This is a genomic window from Rhodococcus sp. B7740 (assembly GCF_000954115.1).
Taxonomy (GTDB): domain Bacteria; phylum Actinomycetota; class Actinomycetes; order Mycobacteriales; family Mycobacteriaceae; genus Rhodococcoides.
Genome location: NZ_CP010797.1, coordinates 468066 through 482499, shown reverse-complemented (window position 1 = coordinate 482499; position 14434 = coordinate 468066). Strand labels below are relative to the sequence as shown.

At 66.8% G+C, this 14434-nt stretch carries 14 protein-coding genes; 1 reads left to right on the top strand and 13 read right to left on the bottom strand.

Translation table 11 applies throughout. The annotated features are described in order from the left end of the window. Window positions 1–22: 22 nt before the first annotated feature. The 11 genes from holA to NY08_RS02120 form a co-directional block, all read right to left on the bottom strand. A complete protein-coding gene (holA, locus tag NY08_RS02170; protein WP_032394759.1) occupies window positions 23–997 on the bottom strand; it encodes a DNA polymerase III subunit delta in 975 nt (324 codons plus the stop codon). 52 nt (window positions 998–1049) lie between these two features. Further along, window positions 1050–2642 carry a ComEC/Rec2 family competence protein gene (locus NY08_RS02165; protein WP_045194645.1) on the bottom strand — a complete coding sequence of 531 codons (1593 nt, stop codon included), beginning with the start codon at window positions 2640–2642 and terminating at the stop codon, window positions 1050–1052. Continuing rightward, on the bottom strand, window positions 2639–3520 hold the full coding sequence (locus NY08_RS02160) for a ComEA family DNA-binding protein (RefSeq protein ID WP_045194643.1): 882 nt from the start codon (window positions 3518–3520) through the stop codon (window positions 2639–2641). Before NY08_RS02160 ends, NY08_RS02165 begins: the two co-directional genes overlap by 4 nt. A 109-nt stretch (window positions 3521–3629) precedes the next feature. Next, window positions 3630–4478 (bottom strand): DegV family protein, encoded by an 849-nt coding sequence (locus tag NY08_RS02155; RefSeq protein WP_032394564.1) that lies wholly within the window; start codon window positions 4476–4478, stop codon window positions 3630–3632. Then, the gene (gene octT, locus NY08_RS02150) at window positions 4475–5224 is read right to left on the bottom strand and encodes a diglucosylglycerate octanoyltransferase (protein ID WP_032394565.1); all 750 of its coding nucleotides are present in this window, start codon (window positions 5222–5224) and stop codon (window positions 4475–4477) included. Before octT ends, NY08_RS02155 begins: the two co-directional genes overlap by 4 nt. Further along, window positions 5211–5864 carry a histidine phosphatase family protein gene (locus NY08_RS02145; protein WP_032394566.1) on the bottom strand — a complete coding sequence of 218 codons (654 nt, stop codon included), beginning with the start codon at window positions 5862–5864 and terminating at the stop codon, window positions 5211–5213. The genes octT and NY08_RS02145 overlap by 14 nt, the downstream gene beginning before the upstream one ends. Beyond that, window positions 5861–6250, bottom strand: a complete 390-nt coding sequence (gene rsfS, locus NY08_RS02140) for a ribosome silencing factor (RefSeq protein ID WP_032394567.1) — start codon at window positions 6248–6250, stop codon at window positions 5861–5863. Before rsfS ends, NY08_RS02145 begins: the two co-directional genes overlap by 4 nt. Further along, entirely contained in the window at window positions 6247–6960 is a 714-nt protein-coding gene (nadD, locus tag NY08_RS02135) for a nicotinate-nucleotide adenylyltransferase (protein ID WP_045194641.1), read from the bottom strand. The genes rsfS and nadD overlap by 4 nt, the downstream gene beginning before the upstream one ends. Before the next feature lie 107 nt (window positions 6961–7067). After that, window positions 7068–8483 (bottom strand): vWA domain-containing protein, encoded by a 1416-nt coding sequence (locus tag NY08_RS02130; protein ID WP_045194639.1) that lies wholly within the window; start codon window positions 8481–8483, stop codon window positions 7068–7070. A gap of 1 nt (window position 8484) precedes the next feature. Then, window positions 8485–9366 carry an AAA family ATPase gene (locus NY08_RS02125; RefSeq protein ID WP_032394569.1) on the bottom strand — a complete coding sequence of 294 codons (882 nt, stop codon included), beginning with the start codon at window positions 9364–9366 and terminating at the stop codon, window positions 8485–8487. 45 nt (window positions 9367–9411) lie between these two features. After that, the gene (locus NY08_RS02120) at window positions 9412–10689 is read right to left on the bottom strand and encodes a glutamate-5-semialdehyde dehydrogenase (RefSeq protein WP_032394570.1); all 1278 of its coding nucleotides are present in this window, start codon (window positions 10687–10689) and stop codon (window positions 9412–9414) included. Window positions 10690–10802: 113 nt separating this feature from the next. Here NY08_RS02120 and NY08_RS02115 point away from each other — a divergent pair, with 113 nt between their 5' ends. Further along, window positions 10803–11954, top strand: a complete 1152-nt coding sequence (locus NY08_RS02115; protein WP_045194637.1) for an NADH:flavin oxidoreductase/NADH oxidase — start codon at window positions 10803–10805, stop codon at window positions 11952–11954. Window positions 11955–11971: 17 nt separating this feature from the next. Here the strand turns inward: NY08_RS02115 and NY08_RS02110 are convergent, their stop codons facing one another. Together NY08_RS02110 and NY08_RS02105 are read right to left on the bottom strand one after the other, a co-directional pair. Beyond that, entirely contained in the window at window positions 11972–12928 is a 957-nt protein-coding gene (locus NY08_RS02110) for a D-2-hydroxyacid dehydrogenase (RefSeq protein ID WP_045194636.1), read from the bottom strand. Next, window positions 12928–14358 (bottom strand): MFS transporter, encoded by a 1431-nt coding sequence (locus NY08_RS02105; RefSeq protein WP_230596658.1) that lies wholly within the window; start codon window positions 14356–14358, stop codon window positions 12928–12930. The genes NY08_RS02110 and NY08_RS02105 overlap by 1 nt, the downstream gene beginning before the upstream one ends. Window positions 14359–14434: the final 76 nt, after the last annotated feature.

Genomic DNA, 14434 nt, shown 5'->3' with positions numbered 1-14434 from the left:
TGCGCTCTGCGGTCGGTCGACGCTACCTGCCCAGTGATGCGACCTCGGCCACCGCTTTCTCCACTGCATAGTCCGCGTCCGCTGCCTGACCCTTGACGTCGGCGTTCAACTGCGCCACCACACGCAGCGCCTGGGCGATGGATCGACCGTTCCACCCGCGCGCCTGACCCTGCGCCTTCTTGATCTTCCACGGCGGCATGCCCAACTCCCCTGCCATGCGGAAGGGGTCGCCGCGGCCCGCCGAACCCACCAGCGCGATCGTGCGGACGGCGTCGGCCAACGCATCGGCGAGCAGCACGTGCGCCACGCCCCGGTGCATCGCCCACCGCAGAGCCTCCAGCGCGCCGGCTCGGTCTCCGATCACCGCCTTGTCTGCGACGTCGAACCCGGACACCTCGGCCTTGCCGGAGTAGTACCGACGCACCGCGGCGAGATCGACCTTGCCCCCGGTATCGGAGACCAACTGCGAACAGGCCGACGCCAATTCGCGAAGTTCGTTGCCCACCGACTCGACGACCGCCTCGATCACGTCGCCGCTCACCCGGACGTCGGCGGTACGGAACTCTCCGCGTACGAAGTCGATACGTTCGGCGGGCTTTGTGAGCTTGGCGCACTCGTGCACCTGTGCACCGCATTTCTGCAGCGCACCGACCATCGCCTTGGCCCGGCCTCCGCCGGAGTGCATGACCACAACCACTGCACCCTCGGGCGGATCGGTAGCGGCGTCGAGTACCAGAGCAGCAGCGTCCTTGCCTGCCTCGGCCGCGGCCTCGAGCACCACGACGCGATCCTCGGCGAACAGCGAGGGACTGAGCAGTTCGGCGAGTTCCGGGGCACTGGCATCACCGGTGCGCAACCGCGTGACCGGCAGGTCCTCCCCCGGAATCGCAGCATTCGCACGCACCTGAGCCACGATCGCGGCTACCGCGCGATCCATCAGAAGTTCCTCGTCGCCGAGGACCAGATGCAGAGGAGCCACACTCGAAGTCACGACCATGATCGTGCCATGTGCGACCGACACTGCGAGCATCCGCTCGAAGACCGAGCGGTCACCAGAGAACGTGCGCCGTCCACATCGCGAGTGTCGCCATCGCCACGGCTGCGGCCGTCCATCGAAACACCCTGAAACGCAACGCCGTCAGCAGCGCGGTAGTCGAGAACGCTGCCAGTGCTGCGCCCCCGACGCCATCGGGGACCACGACGCCCGCGCCCGGCACCGACGCGGCACTCTCTGCCACCGTGATCAGCCACCACAGCGGTGCCGACACCAACTGCGCGATCAGCTCCGCGAGCGAGGTGCTGGCGGTGGCGGTCACGGCCGTCAGAAAGCCCACCACGGTGATCGGAGCGACGACCGGTGCCACCAGCACATTCGCCGCCACCCCCACTACGCTGAACGTTCCTGACACGGCCGCGACCATCGGCGCCGTCACCGCGTGCGCTGCCGCGGCGACCGCCACCACTTCCGCTGCAGCTCTCGGCCAGCCACGGGCCCGAAGCCAGTCGACCCAGATCGGAGCGACGAGTACGAGCCCGGCGGTGGCGAACACCGACAGCACGAACCCGACGTCCACCGCGAGCCTCGGCCACCACGCGAGCAGCCCCAACACCGCACCGCACAGTGCCGGTACCGCTTGCCTGCGCCTGCCGGTGACCAACGCCACCAAGCCGATCGACCCCATCACTGCCGCCCGCAGCACACTCGGCGACGGCCGGGCCACGATCACGAACGCCACGAGTACGACGAACGCCACCGCGACCGTGGTGCGGGGTCCGACCCCGATACCTCGAAACACCAACAGAATCGCACCGATCAGGATCGAGAAGTTCGCTCCGGACACAGCCGTCAAATGTGTGAGGCCTGCCGCCCGAAAATTGTCCGATACCGTCTCGTCCAGCCGCGACACGTCGCCGACCACGAGACCGGGCAGCAGACCCGCACGATCGGGTGGCATCGAATTCTGCGCCACCACAGCCAAATTCGATCGGAAAGTGCCGGCCGCAGCAGAGATCATTCCAGGCTCGTCCACGGTGACCGGCGGACCCGAAGTGCGGATCACGGCCACGGTCATGTCCGACCGAATCGGCTCGCCGAGCCTGCCCCGCACGGTGACCACCTGGCCCGGCAGCAATGCCGACCAACTGGACTCCGGTGCGATGATCGACACCATTCCACCGACGTTCCACGCCTCGCCGCCCACGTCGACGCGCGTCATCGCGGCCTTCACCATCACGGTCGCGGGCCCGGGAGCCGTCAGACGGCGCGGGTCCTCCGCCGGCCGCACCGTCGCGGTGATCCAGGCTCGGTTCTCTGCCGCCGCCGCCACGGGATGCTCTGCCAGCGAGCGCATCTGAAGCCAGATCGCTCCCCCGAAGCACAGCGCCAGCACGATCACCGCCGCCGCACCGGACCGACTCGGACCCGGCCAGGCACGCCGAGCAGACAACCCGTGCAGTGCCACCGCGAGGAGCAGGACCACCGCAACCGCCGAGGCGGTAGCAGCCAGGGCAGCAGCGGGTCCTCCGAGAATTCCGACCGCGGTGATCGACCAGCACACCGCAGCGGCCGGAACCAGTCGCACGTCGAACGGCAGAAGATCCTCGGTCTGTGGCGCAGGGGCGGACGCGGCACCGGTGGTCATCCGACGTGCACCAGGTCGCGGATCTTCGCCAGTCTGCCGGGCCCGATGCCGTCCACCTCGGACAACTGATCCACGGATGTGAAGCGGCCGTTGATCTCTCGCCACTTCACGATCGAAGTCGCGGTGACCGGCCCTACCCCGGGCAACGCGTCCAGTTCTGCCACGGTCGCGGCGTTGAGGTCCACCGTCCCTCCGGGCGCGGAACCTCCGACCCCGGCCGGTACGCCGCTACCGTCTGTCGATGCCTCGATCTCGGATGTCGTACTGCTGACCGGTGGAGCTGCCTCGGGCGGCACGACGCCGACGACGACCTGATCACCGTCGGCGACTCGCGCGGCCATGTTGAGCGCCAGCAGGTCGGCACCCTCGACAGCGCCGCCTGCCGCGGCCAGCGCGTCGGCAACTCGCGAACCCGGTTGCAGCCGAACCAATCCGGGACGCGTCACGAGCCCGACGACGCTCACCACGAGTTCGGCCTCGGCGGTCGGCACAGAATCCACCGTGCCATAGGTATCCACCGTGCCATCGGTGTCCGAACTGTCGGTCGCGACCACAGCAAGGGGTGGTGCCGGTGCGGGACTCGGTGCGTCCCTGGCCACCGCGAATCCCGCGACCAGCACGACGAAGACTCCGGCCGCCGCCATCGCCAGCGCCCCCTGTTTCCCCGGGTTCACGCGGGCGGATCGCCACCGCGCCGGCAGCAGGGCCGACCACGGGGCACCTTCTCGTTGTGCTTCCGGCAGCAGCCAATCCGGATCCGTGGACTCGGCGTCGGGTCGCACGCCCTCGGGCACGGCACGATCGCGGGAGGAATCGTGTTGTCTGCGCACGGAGTTCAATCGCGCCACCGTGTGCGCCCGATCGTCGTTGCCGCCCATGCTCGAGGACGCTAGTGCGCACGATCGGTTCGTTCACCGAGGACTGCAGGTCGCAGACTGCCCTGTGCACGAACCCGGAGGCTGTGGATGAACGCGGGACGCGACGCGCCTATCGACGTCCGGACGCCACGACGACACCGACCGCGCCCGGGCCTACGTGAGCACCCAGAACGGCACCGAAAGGATAGACGTCGATGCTGGTCGAATGCGGTATCCGGGAGGTCAGCATCGCGGCTACGTCCTCGGCCCGCTCAGGGCACTGCATGTGGTGCACCGCGAGCGCAACCCCCGATTCGTCACCGACCTCCTCCGCGGCAGCGACGGCTGCATCGACCAGCTTGGTCAGCGCCTTGGACGAGGTCCGCGTCTTCTCCCGCAACACGAGTTTGCCGTCGGTGATGTGCAGGACCGGCTTCATCGCCAGTGCCGTGCCGAGCAAGGCGGCAGCGGCACCGATTCGGCCGCCGCGTCGCAGGTGGTCGAGTCGATCGACGACGATGAAGCATCGCGACGTCGTCGACGCGGCGACGGCGTCGCGGTACACCGCGTCCAGTTCTGCTCCCCCGGCGGCGGTGGCTGCCGCAGCCAGCACTGCGAAGCCCAGTCCCATTCCGGCCGAGGCGGAATCGACGACTCGGACGGCCGAGCCCACGTGATCTGCGGCCTGGCGCGCAGCTTCCCAGGTGCTCGACAGTCCCCGAGAGATGTGCAGTGCCACCACACCGGCACCTCGACTGCGTTCGAGAGCCGCGGCGTAGACCTCGGTGAGCTCACCCGGAGAGGCCCCCGCAGTGGTCACCTGCTTGCCCGAGGAGGACTGATCGGGAATCTCGTCGATACCCTCACGGTGGTCGATTCCGTCGACCAGCACGTGCAGTGGCACCAGCGTGATGCCTCGCGCTGCGGCGAGTGAGGCCGGCAGGCAGGAGGAGGAGTCGGTGACGACGGCGACGGTCACGGCGTTTCGGTCATCGATCGGGCGGCGGCGACGGGTCGCAGTACCTCGAGCATCGCATCGGCGACTGCGATGTGGGCGTCCCATCCCCAGTGGATGCCGTCGGGGTTCGCGTTCTCGGACTCGATGTTCGGTCGTACGGCGTCGGCGAGGTCGACCATGGGGACGTTCCTGGCCGAGCTCCACGCACGCAGTGCGCGGACGGCGGGTTCGCGACCGGAGTGGACCTTGCCGTAGGCATCGCAGCGGTGCACCGATGGATAGGTACCGATGACGGGAAGTTCGGGACGCACGTACGCCAGTGCCGCACGGGTCTGTTCCAGATACTCGACGCTGAGCCGCGGCGGCAGCGCGACGGGCCAACCGAGATGCGACAGAACGGGTTGCACCGCTTGGTATCCCGCGCGAACCACGCGCCGCAGGGCAGGCGGTCGGACGTATCTGATCTGCTCCCGGAGCGCAGTCGGCAACGGTGACGGGAGCGAATCCATGCCGCCGATTCCGAGCACGACGGCACCGGCACGGGGAATGGCTGCCCACACTCGCGGATCCTGGGTCAGGGCCCACCACGCGTCACGACTCGTCCAGCCGATGCGCGCAACCAACTCGACCGTCCAATCCAGTTCCGCTGCAACGAGATTGGGCCACAGTCGCGGGTCGTCGACGGGCAGTCCGCCCTCGGGTCCGTAGTAGCTCAACGAGTCCGCGAGGACGAGCAGCGCGGGCCGCGCCGTCTCAGAGGACGTCACTGGCCACCCGCGCGGAGGCGTTCCACACGTCCAGTCGCCAGGACGGGTTCTCGCCGGGGCCGTGCGCGCCGAGCTGAACCCAGCTGGTGTTCGCGAGGCCTCCGAGTACCGGCCAGCGATCGGTCGGTAGATCGAGCAGCGCGGCGGTGAGCGCCGCGATCAGACCTCCGTGCGCGACGAGGACGAGCGGTCGCTCGCTGCCGCCTGCACCCCACTCGGGGACGCCTGCCGTGAGTTCACGAACCAGCGGCACGCTGCGTCGGGCGACGTCGATGCGGCTCTCCCCACCGGGTGGGGCAATGGTGGCGTCCGCGCGCCAGGCCGGTCGTGCCCCGGGAGCGATGTCGTCGACCTCGGTGTGGGTAAGCCCTTGCCACTGACCGAGATGGGTCTCGCGCAGACGCTCGTCCACCGACACCGCCACACCGGCTGCGTCTCCGAGCGCGGTCGCAGTGTCCAGAGCTCGCCGCAGATCCGACGAGACGATCCTGATCGGATCACGCGTCGCCAGCTCGGCGGCGGCCGTCTTCGCCTGGCTGCGGCCGAGCTCGGACAGATCGGTGTCGAGCTGACCCTGCATGCGGTCGGTGGCGTTGTACTCCGTCTGACCGTGCCGAAGCAGGATGAGCCGTCTGATCATTGCTCCGATTCCGGAGCCGGATGCTGTCCGAGACCGGGAACCTCGATGGTCGGGCAGTCCTTCCACAACCGCTCGAGCGCATAGAAGTTCCGCTCCTCGTTGTGCTGGACGTGCACGACGATGTCGGAGTAGTCCAGCAGCGCCCAACGGCCTTCTCTGGTGCCCTCGCGGCGGACCGGCTTGTGTCCGGCCTCACGCAGCTGGTCCTCGATGTTCTCCACGATCGCGTTGACCTGACGCTCGTTGGGCGCGGAGGCGATGACGAAGCAATCGGTGATGTAGAGCTGATCGGAGACGTCCAGAATCACCACGTCGCCGGCCAGTTTGTCGTCGGCTGCGAGCGCGGCGATCCGCGCCATCTCGGCGGCTTCGGCTGTTGCAGTCACTTCGGTGTACTCCCACTCGTATGGCTCGGGTTCTCGGTCATTGCGCTGGTGACCGACCCTGCCGGTTGCTTCTTCTGGGGCGCTGGTTCCGACATGGTGACGGATCCGTCGAGACGCTGAGCGCCTCGTGGTCTGTAGAGATTCCTCTTCGAGATGTATTGCACGACGCCGTCCGGTACGAGGTACCAGACCGGCCGATTCTCACCGGCTCGAAGTCGACAGTCCGTCGACGATATCGCGAGTGCAGGGATTTCCATCAATGTGAGAGTGTCCGCGGGTAGCGATCGAAGGTGGTTGGCCAGATGTTCGACGCCGAGCTCGAACCCGGGACGCGAGACGCCGACGAACTTGGCGAGCTCGAACAGCTCCTCCCAGTTCTGCCACGTGAGGATCGACTCGAGCGCGTCCGCGCCGGTGATGAAGAACAGCTCGGCATTGGGATGCTGCGATCGCAGATCGCGCAGGGTGTCGACGGTGTAGGTCGACTTCTCCCGGTCGACGTCCACCCGGCTGACCGAGAATCTCGGATTGGACGCCGTCGCGATGACGGTCATCAGGTAGCGATCCTCTGCCGGGCTGACCGACTTGCCTTCCTTCTGCCACGGGTTTCCGGTGGGGACGAAGATCACCTCGTCCAGAGCGAACTTGTTCGCCACTTCGCTGGCGGCCACGAGGTGCCCGTGATGAATCGGGTCGAAGGTGCCGCCCATCACTCCTAAACGGCGGACGGACTGCCTACCGGTATCGTCGCCGGGTTCGGATTCGCGCTGCACAACCGCCGATTCTACGTCCGGGCTGCCGCTGGGCGTCACACGCCTCACACCGGTAGCAGACGCGAGACCACGGTGGCGAGCTGCTGAGCCGATCGGCACTCGTGCATCGCGATCACGTCGGAGTACACCTTGGCCGCCGAATCGCCGGAACCCCACTGCGATTTCGGTTCCGGATTGAGCCAGTACGCATGCTTGGCCACCGACACGATGTGCGCCAACGCCGGCAGCTTCGGTTCGCGGTAGTTGGTGCGGGCGTCACCGAGAATCAGCACCGAACTGCGACTGGTGACCGCATGGGCGTACTTCTCGTCGAACGTCGTCAGTGCATGGCCGTAGTCCGAGTGTCCGTCGTACGTCACCAGATCGGATTCGCCGATGATGCGGCTCATCGCGGCTCCGAGATCGGAACCGGAATCGAAGAATCGCGTCACCTCGTCGGTGGAGTCGATGAACGCGAAGATGCGCACGCGCGAGAACTGCTCGCGTAGTGCATGCACCAGCAGCAGAGTGAAATTGCTGAATCCTGCCACCGAGCCCGAGACATCGCACAGCACAACGAGTTCGGGGCGTGCTCTCCGAGGCTTGCGCTCGACCAGGTCGATCGGGACGCCGCCGGTGGACATCGACTTGCGCAGCGTGCGACGCAGATCGATCGAGCCGTGTCTGCTTCGGCTGCGCCGCACCGCAAGTCGCGACGCCAGCAGCCGGGCGAGAGGGGTGACGTTACGCCGCAGCGCCGCCATCTCGGTGTCCGAGGCCCGCAGGAAGTCGACTTCCTCGGCGAGCTTGGGCACCCCGTAGCTCGCTACCCGCTCACGGCCCAGCTTCTCTGCCGAACGACGCCTCGTCTCGCTCTCGACCATCTTGCGTAGGTCTGCGATACGTTGCGCGGCAGTGCGTTTGGCAACCTCGGACTCGTAGTCGTCGGTGGGGCGATCGGGCGCGTCGTCGCTGCGCCCGAGCAATCCGTCGAGAATCTTGCGCAGCAACGTTTCGGGCGCAACGTCGCGCAGGGCCTGATACGCCGAGAACGAGGGCCCGTTGGAGGACTTGTACTGTCCGAGTTCCTCGACCATCTGCGCTGCCAGCATCTGGGTCAACTCCGCGGCCTCGGCCGAGTCGTCCGAGAGCAGATCCACCAACAACTCGCGGAGCGCATCGATGTCGACGTCGCCGGCGTCGGTGCGAGGCAACGCGGTATCGATCTGCCCCGAGTCCCTGGTACCCGATGCCACCGGAAACCACAGGTCGAACAGGGCGTCGAACACTCCGCGATGCGTCGGCCGGCGCAGCAGTGCACAGGCCAGACCCTCGCGCACGGCCTCCCGATCGAGCAGGTCGAGAACCGACAGGACGCGTCCGGCATCGACCGTCTCCGACGGCCCGACCGAAATTCCACGCCGACGCAGCGCATCGACGAAACCGACGAGGTGACCGGGAATTCCGTGCGGGGCCTGCATGTCAGTTGAGCCGGAGTTCGGCTGCCGCGCGGACCTGGTCCGACTGATGCTTGAGCACCACACCGAGTGTGGAGCGAACCGCATCGTCGTCGAGGGTGTCCATACCGAGCGCCAACAGAGTGCGTCCCCAGTCGATGGTCTCGGCCACCGAGGGCAACTTCTTGAGCTGCATCGCGCGCAGTACCCGCACCGTCTTGATCATCTGCTCGGCGACGGCCTCGGGCAGTTCGGGAACCCTACTGGCGAGAATCCGGCGCTCGAGGTCGGCGTCGGGAAAGTCCAGATGCAGGAACAGGCAGCGACGCTTCAGGGCCTCGGACAGTTCACGGGTGGCATTGGAGGTGAGCACCACGAACGGCGTCCGCTCGGCCACGATCGTGCCGAGTTCGGGAATGGTGATCGCGAAGTCGCTGAGCACCTCGAGCAGCAGACCCTCGATCTCGACATCGGCCTTGTCGGTCTCGTCGATGAGCAGAACCGTGGGATCGGTACGACGAATCGCCTGCAGCAGCGGCCGCGCCAACAGGAATTCCTCGGAGAAGACATCGAGCTTGGTCGAGTCCCAATCGGCCGCGGTACCGGACTGGATGCGCAGGATCTGCTTGGCGTGGTTCCACTCGTACAGCGCGCGGGCCTCGTCCACACCCTCGTAGCACTGCAGCCGCACCAGTTCGGCCCCGGTCGTCTGCGCGACGGCACGGGCCAACTCGGTCTTGCCCACTCCCGCCGGACCTTCGATCAGCAGCGGCTTGCCGAGGCGATCGGCGAGAAACACCGAGGTGGCGGTGGCCTTGTCGGCCAGATAGCCCGTCTCGGCCAGGCGCCTCTGGACGTCGTCCACGCTGGCGAACAGCGGGGGTGTCGTCGGTAGGGCACGATCCATGTCACAGCTCCTGATGATCGGGTCTGGCCGGTACTTCGAGGGGTGTCAGTCTCGGACGTGTCCGTCGCCCCACACGGTCCACTTGGTCGAGGTCAATTCGGGCAATCCCATGGGTCCACGCGCGTGCAACTTCTGAGTCGAGATACCGATCTCGGCTCCGAAGCCGAATTGCTCTCCGTCGGTGAACGCCGTAGACGCGTTGACCATCACCGCGGACGCATCGACCCGCTGGGTGAACTCGCGCGCGGCACCGATGTCGGCGGCGACGATCGCCTCGGTGTGGCCGGTGCCGTATCGGTCGATGTGCTCGATCGCCTCGTCGATACCGCCGACGACCTTCAGCGCGATGTCGAGGGAGAGATACTCCTGCGACCAGTCCTCGTCGCGCGCAGGCACGAGCCCGGGCAGGTCCCCGTGCACAGTGACGCTGTGCATCTGGAACGCCTGGAGCAGCCGGGGCACCATGGTCTCGGCGATCGCGGAGTCCACCAACACGGTCTCGGCGGCGTTGCAGACGCTGACCCGTCGGGTCTTGGCGTTGAGCACGATCTTCTCGGCCGTCTCCGGATCGGCAGAGGCATGGATGTACACGTGGCAGTTTCCGACGCCGGTCTCGATGGTGGGGACCGTTGCGTCGCGCACGACCGCAGCGATCAGTCCTGCTCCACCGCGCGGGATCACCACGTCCACCAGTCCGCGCGCCTGGATGAGGTGGGTGACCGTGGCACGGTCGGCGCTTCCGAGAAGTTGCACCGCGGCCTCGGGCAGACCGTGACCGCGCAACGCTCCCTGCAGTGCCTCGACAAGTGCCGCGTTGGACCGTGCCGCCGACGACGAACCACGAAGCAGCACCGCGTTGCCGGACTTGAACGCGAGACCGAACGCGTCGACGGTGACGTTGGGTCGAGCCTCGTAGACCATGCCCACCACGCCGAGCGGAACTCTCAGTTGCCGAATCTCCAGCCCGTTGGGCAGCGTCGAACCACGGATGATCTCGCCGATCGGATCGGGCAGCCCGGCCACCTGTCGCAGACCGGCGGCGATGCCGTCGATGCGCGACGCGGTCAGCCGCAGGCGGTCCAGCAGCCCCTCGTCGGTACCGGCCGCTCGCGCGTTCTCGATATCGACTGCGTTCGCGGCGAGTACCGACTCCGCTGCAGCGACGACCGCGTCGGCCGCGGAATGCAGCGCAGCGTCCTTCTCTGCAGTCGTCAGCAGCGCGAGCGCGCGTGATGCGGTGCGCGCTCGGCGGGCTGCGGCGTGCACGTTCTCTCGCTCGTCGGCAGTCGTGGTCACCGGTTCGGCCGAGACGGAAGCTGTCATGAACTACACACTAATAGGGGCCGGGAATGAAGCTGCATCGCCGCGTCGTTGCAGCACAGCGTGAAGATCGTCGACCGACCGTCGACGCCGCCCGAAGACCGGAGGAACCACTTGTGAGTGCGCTGTTCGAGCCTCTGACCCTGCGTGAGGTCACCTTCCCGAACCGGGTGTGGATGGCACCGATGTGCCAGTACTCGGCCGACGAGGCGGGTGACAGTGTCGGTGTCGCCGGCAACTGGCATCGCACCCACCTGGTGAGCCGGGCGATCGGCGGTGCCGGGTTGATCATCACCGAAGCGACCGCGGTGAGCCCCGAGGGTCGCATCAGCCCGTCGGACCTGGGTATCTGGAACGACACTCAGGCCGACGCATTGGCGGCGATCGTCACCGAGATCGAATCCTTCGGAACCGTGCCGGGTATCCAGCTGGCACACGCGGGCCGCAAGGCGTCGACCGCGGCTCCCTGGTCGGGTGGCAAGTCCTTGCCCGCCGAGGATCCCCGAAGCTGGGAGACCGTCGGCCCGAGCGCGGTTGCGTTCGGTGACTACGCGACCCCGAGGGAGGCCACAACCGAGGACATCGCGAAAATCGTCGACGACTTCCGGACTGCCGCTCAGCGCGCGCTGAAAGCAGGATTCCGGGTTGTCGAGATACACGGCGCACACGGCTACCTGCTGCACCAGTTCTTGTCCCCCGCCAGCAACACGCGGACCGACTCGTACGGCGGCGACTTCTCGGGTCGCACGCGGCTGCTGATCGAGGTCGTCGACGCGGTGCGTGAGGTGTGGCCGGCCGAGCTTCCGGTCTTCGTTCGCCTCTCGGCGACGGATTGGCTCGACGAGCCCGAGAATGCTGCAGGAGTGGAGTCTGCGGAACGACCCGGTGGGGAGGGCACGCCCGCATTGGAGGCTCCGAGCTGGACGTCGGATCAGACGGTGGCCTTGGCGCAGATCCTCACCGAGCACGGGGTGGATCTGGTCGACACCTCGACCGGCGGAAACGTGCACGCCAAGATTCCGGTCGGTCCCGGCTACCAGGTTCCGTTCGCGCGGCGCATCCAGAACGAGACGACCATGCCCGCTGCCGCGGTCGGCATGATCACCGAACCCAAGCAGGCGGAGGACATCGTCTCGCTGGGCGAGGCGACGGCCGTGCTGCTGGCGCGCGAGCTACTGCGGGATCCGTACTGGCCGCGGCGCGCTGCCCGCGAACTCGGCGTCGAGATGCTCCCGGCCGTGGCACCGCAGTACGAGCGGGCCTACTGAGACCTCAGACCACGACCTCAGACCACGAAGCCGAGCTTCTTGTCGACGACATTGAGCAACGGTTCGCCGCGGAAGTACCGATGGGCGTTGTCGGCGAACAATTCTGCCAGTCGCAGCTTCCATCCCGAGGCGTCACCGCTCATGTGCGGTGTGACGATCACGTTCTCGGCCGTCCACAACGGATGGTCGGCCGAGAGCGGTTCGGTCTCGAACACGTCGAGTGCGGCACCTGCGATGTGCCCGGTGGCCAGGTGCGCCAGCAGTGCCTCGGTGTCGAGCAACTCCCCGCGGCCCACGTTGATCACCCGCGCGCCGGGCTTCATCGCGGCCAGCACCGAATCGTCGACCATCCCCCTCGTCAGATCGGTCAGCGGGGCGACCAGCACCAGGTAGTCGGCACGCTCTACTCGAGTCGCGAGATCGGCACTGGCACAGACGGTGCCGAAATCTGGGTCGCCCTCTCGTGCCGTTCGACCCACACCCGAGATCGACATTCCCACCGCGCTCAGCAGGCTCGCGATCGCGCGGCCGATCGCGCCGGTACCCACGATCATCGCGTGGGCACCGTCGATGCGCTCGGTCTCGCGGTGCTGCCAGATCTTCGAATGCTGCAGTGCACGTGAACGTTCGGAGTCCTTGGCGAAGGCGAGGATCTGCGCAAGCACGAACTCTGCGATCGGTCGGTCGAAGACTCCCCGCGAATTGGTCACGACCACATCGGAATCGACCAGATCGTCGAACATCAACGAGTCGACGCCTGCGGCGGCGATGTGGATCCACTTCAGCGAACTGCAGCGCGGCCATGCCGATTCGACTGCGGAGGAGAAGAAGTCCCACAGCAACAACGCGTCGGCACCGTCGACCGCATCACCGAGGGTGTCGGCAGTGGCGTACCGGACGTCGGCGACCTCCGCGACGGAGTCGAGCCCGTCGGGGAGGTCGCCGGCGTGCAGAACGACGAGGACCGGTGCCACTACTTCTTCTTGTAGCCGACGAGTTCGACGCCGGACGCGGCCACCTCGTCGTCGTTGTCGCCGGGGCACTGGGTTCCGCGCAACGAACGGCCCGCAGTTTCCGGCATCAGCAGAATCGGCACGAAGGCGATGGCGGCCGCGATCATCATGTACCAGCCCGGGACCAGGTTCGAGCCCGTCCGTTCGATGAGGAACGTCAGGATCAGCGGAGCGGTACCGCCGAAGAGCGCCGTCGAGACGTTGTATCCGATGGCGAACGCTCCGTAGCGCACCTGAGTGGGGAACAGCGCGGGCAGGGTCGACGACACACACGAGCACATGATGACCAGCAACACTCCGAGACCGAGCAGGCCGATGCTCTGGCCGATCAGTCCGGTGTTGATGATCAGGAGGAACAGCGGAACGCTGAGCACGAAGTACCCGACGCAGGCCGCCAGCAGCAACGGCTTTCGGCCCACTCGGTCGGACAGAGCGCCGATGGGGTTGATGATCGCCATCATGACGATCATGATGGCCACGAGAGTGAAGTTGGACTGAGTCGTGCTGTGGCCCAACGTGTCGCTCAGATACGAGGGCAAGAACGTCAGCACCGTGTAGTAGGCGATGTTCAGCAGCAACACGAATCCCATCAGGATCAGGATCCGCTGCCAGTACGTCATGGTGGCCTTGAGCGAGGTGATCGCTCCGCCCGCACCCTCGTCGACCGTGCCGCCGTCCTCCTTGGCCTCGGCGAACACCGGAGAATCTTCGAGGCGGGTCCGCAACCACAGTGCCACGATGCCCAGCGGCAGAGTGACCAGGAACGGGATGCGCCAGCCCCAGGCCTCCATCGTCTCGTCGCCGAGCGCGACGTTGAGCAGGGTGCACAGGGTGGCACCGCCCACGGTGCCGGCGAGGGTGCCGAATTCGAGGAACGATCCGAAGAATCCGCGCCTCTTGTCCGGCGCGTACTCGGCCATGAACACTGCTGCGCCACCGTACTCACCACCGGTGGAGAAGCCCTGCACCAATCGGCAGACGAGCAGCAACAACGGTGCGGCGATGCCGATGGTGTCGAATGTCGGCAGCACACCGATCGTCGCCGTGGCCAACGTCATCATCGAGACGGTCAGCACGAGGACTTTCTGACGACCGATGCGGTCGCCGAGTGGGCCGAGCACTATGCCGCCGATGGGGCGGATGATGAACGACGCGGCCAACACGGCGAAAGTGGAGAGCAGGCTTGCGCCCCCGTCCTCGGACGGGAAGAAGTTCGCGGCGATGTACACGGCCAGATAGCCGTACACCGCGTAGTCGAACCACTCGACTGCGTTTCCGAGCGCCGATCCGCCGATCGCTCGGTGCAGGATCTTCGTCTCGTTCGGGCTCAGCGTGTCGGTGCTCGGTGGATATCCGGTCGGCGTGGATGCCGACCCTGAATTTTCGGTCACGGTCGAAATACCTCTCGCTTTTGTGAACAACATGGAGCGTCGGTGTGGTACTTCGCAGCGTTCGACTGTACGGCCA

What these genes read in the sequence shown, in the direction of transcription:
- holA (WP_032394759.1), bottom strand. Translation starts at nt 997, where the DNA reads ATGGTCGTGACTTCGAGTGTGGCTCCTCTGCATCTGGTCCTCGGCGAC.
- NY08_RS02165 (WP_045194645.1), bottom strand. Translation starts at nt 2,642, where the DNA reads ATGACCACCGGTGCCGCGTCCGCCCCTGCGCCACAGACCGAGGATCTT.
- NY08_RS02160 (WP_045194643.1), bottom strand. Translation starts at nt 3,520, where the DNA reads ATGGGCGGCAACGACGATCGGGCGCACACGGTGGCGCGATTGAACTCC.
- NY08_RS02145 (WP_032394566.1), bottom strand. Translation starts at nt 5,864, where the DNA reads ATGATCAGACGGCTCATCCTGCTTCGGCACGGTCAGACGGAGTACAAC.
- nadD (WP_045194641.1), bottom strand. Translation starts at nt 6,960, where the DNA reads ATGGGCGGCACCTTCGACCCGATTCATCACGGGCACCTCGTGGCCGCC.
- NY08_RS02130 (WP_045194639.1), bottom strand. Translation starts at nt 8,483, where the DNA reads ATGCAGGCCCCGCACGGAATTCCCGGTCACCTCGTCGGTTTCGTCGAT.
- NY08_RS02125 (WP_032394569.1), bottom strand. Translation starts at nt 9,366, where the DNA reads ATGGATCGTGCCCTACCGACGACACCCCCGCTGTTCGCCAGCGTGGAC.
- NY08_RS02120 (WP_032394570.1), bottom strand. Translation starts at nt 10,689, where the DNA reads ATGACAGCTTCCGTCTCGGCCGAACCGGTGACCACGACTGCCGACGAG.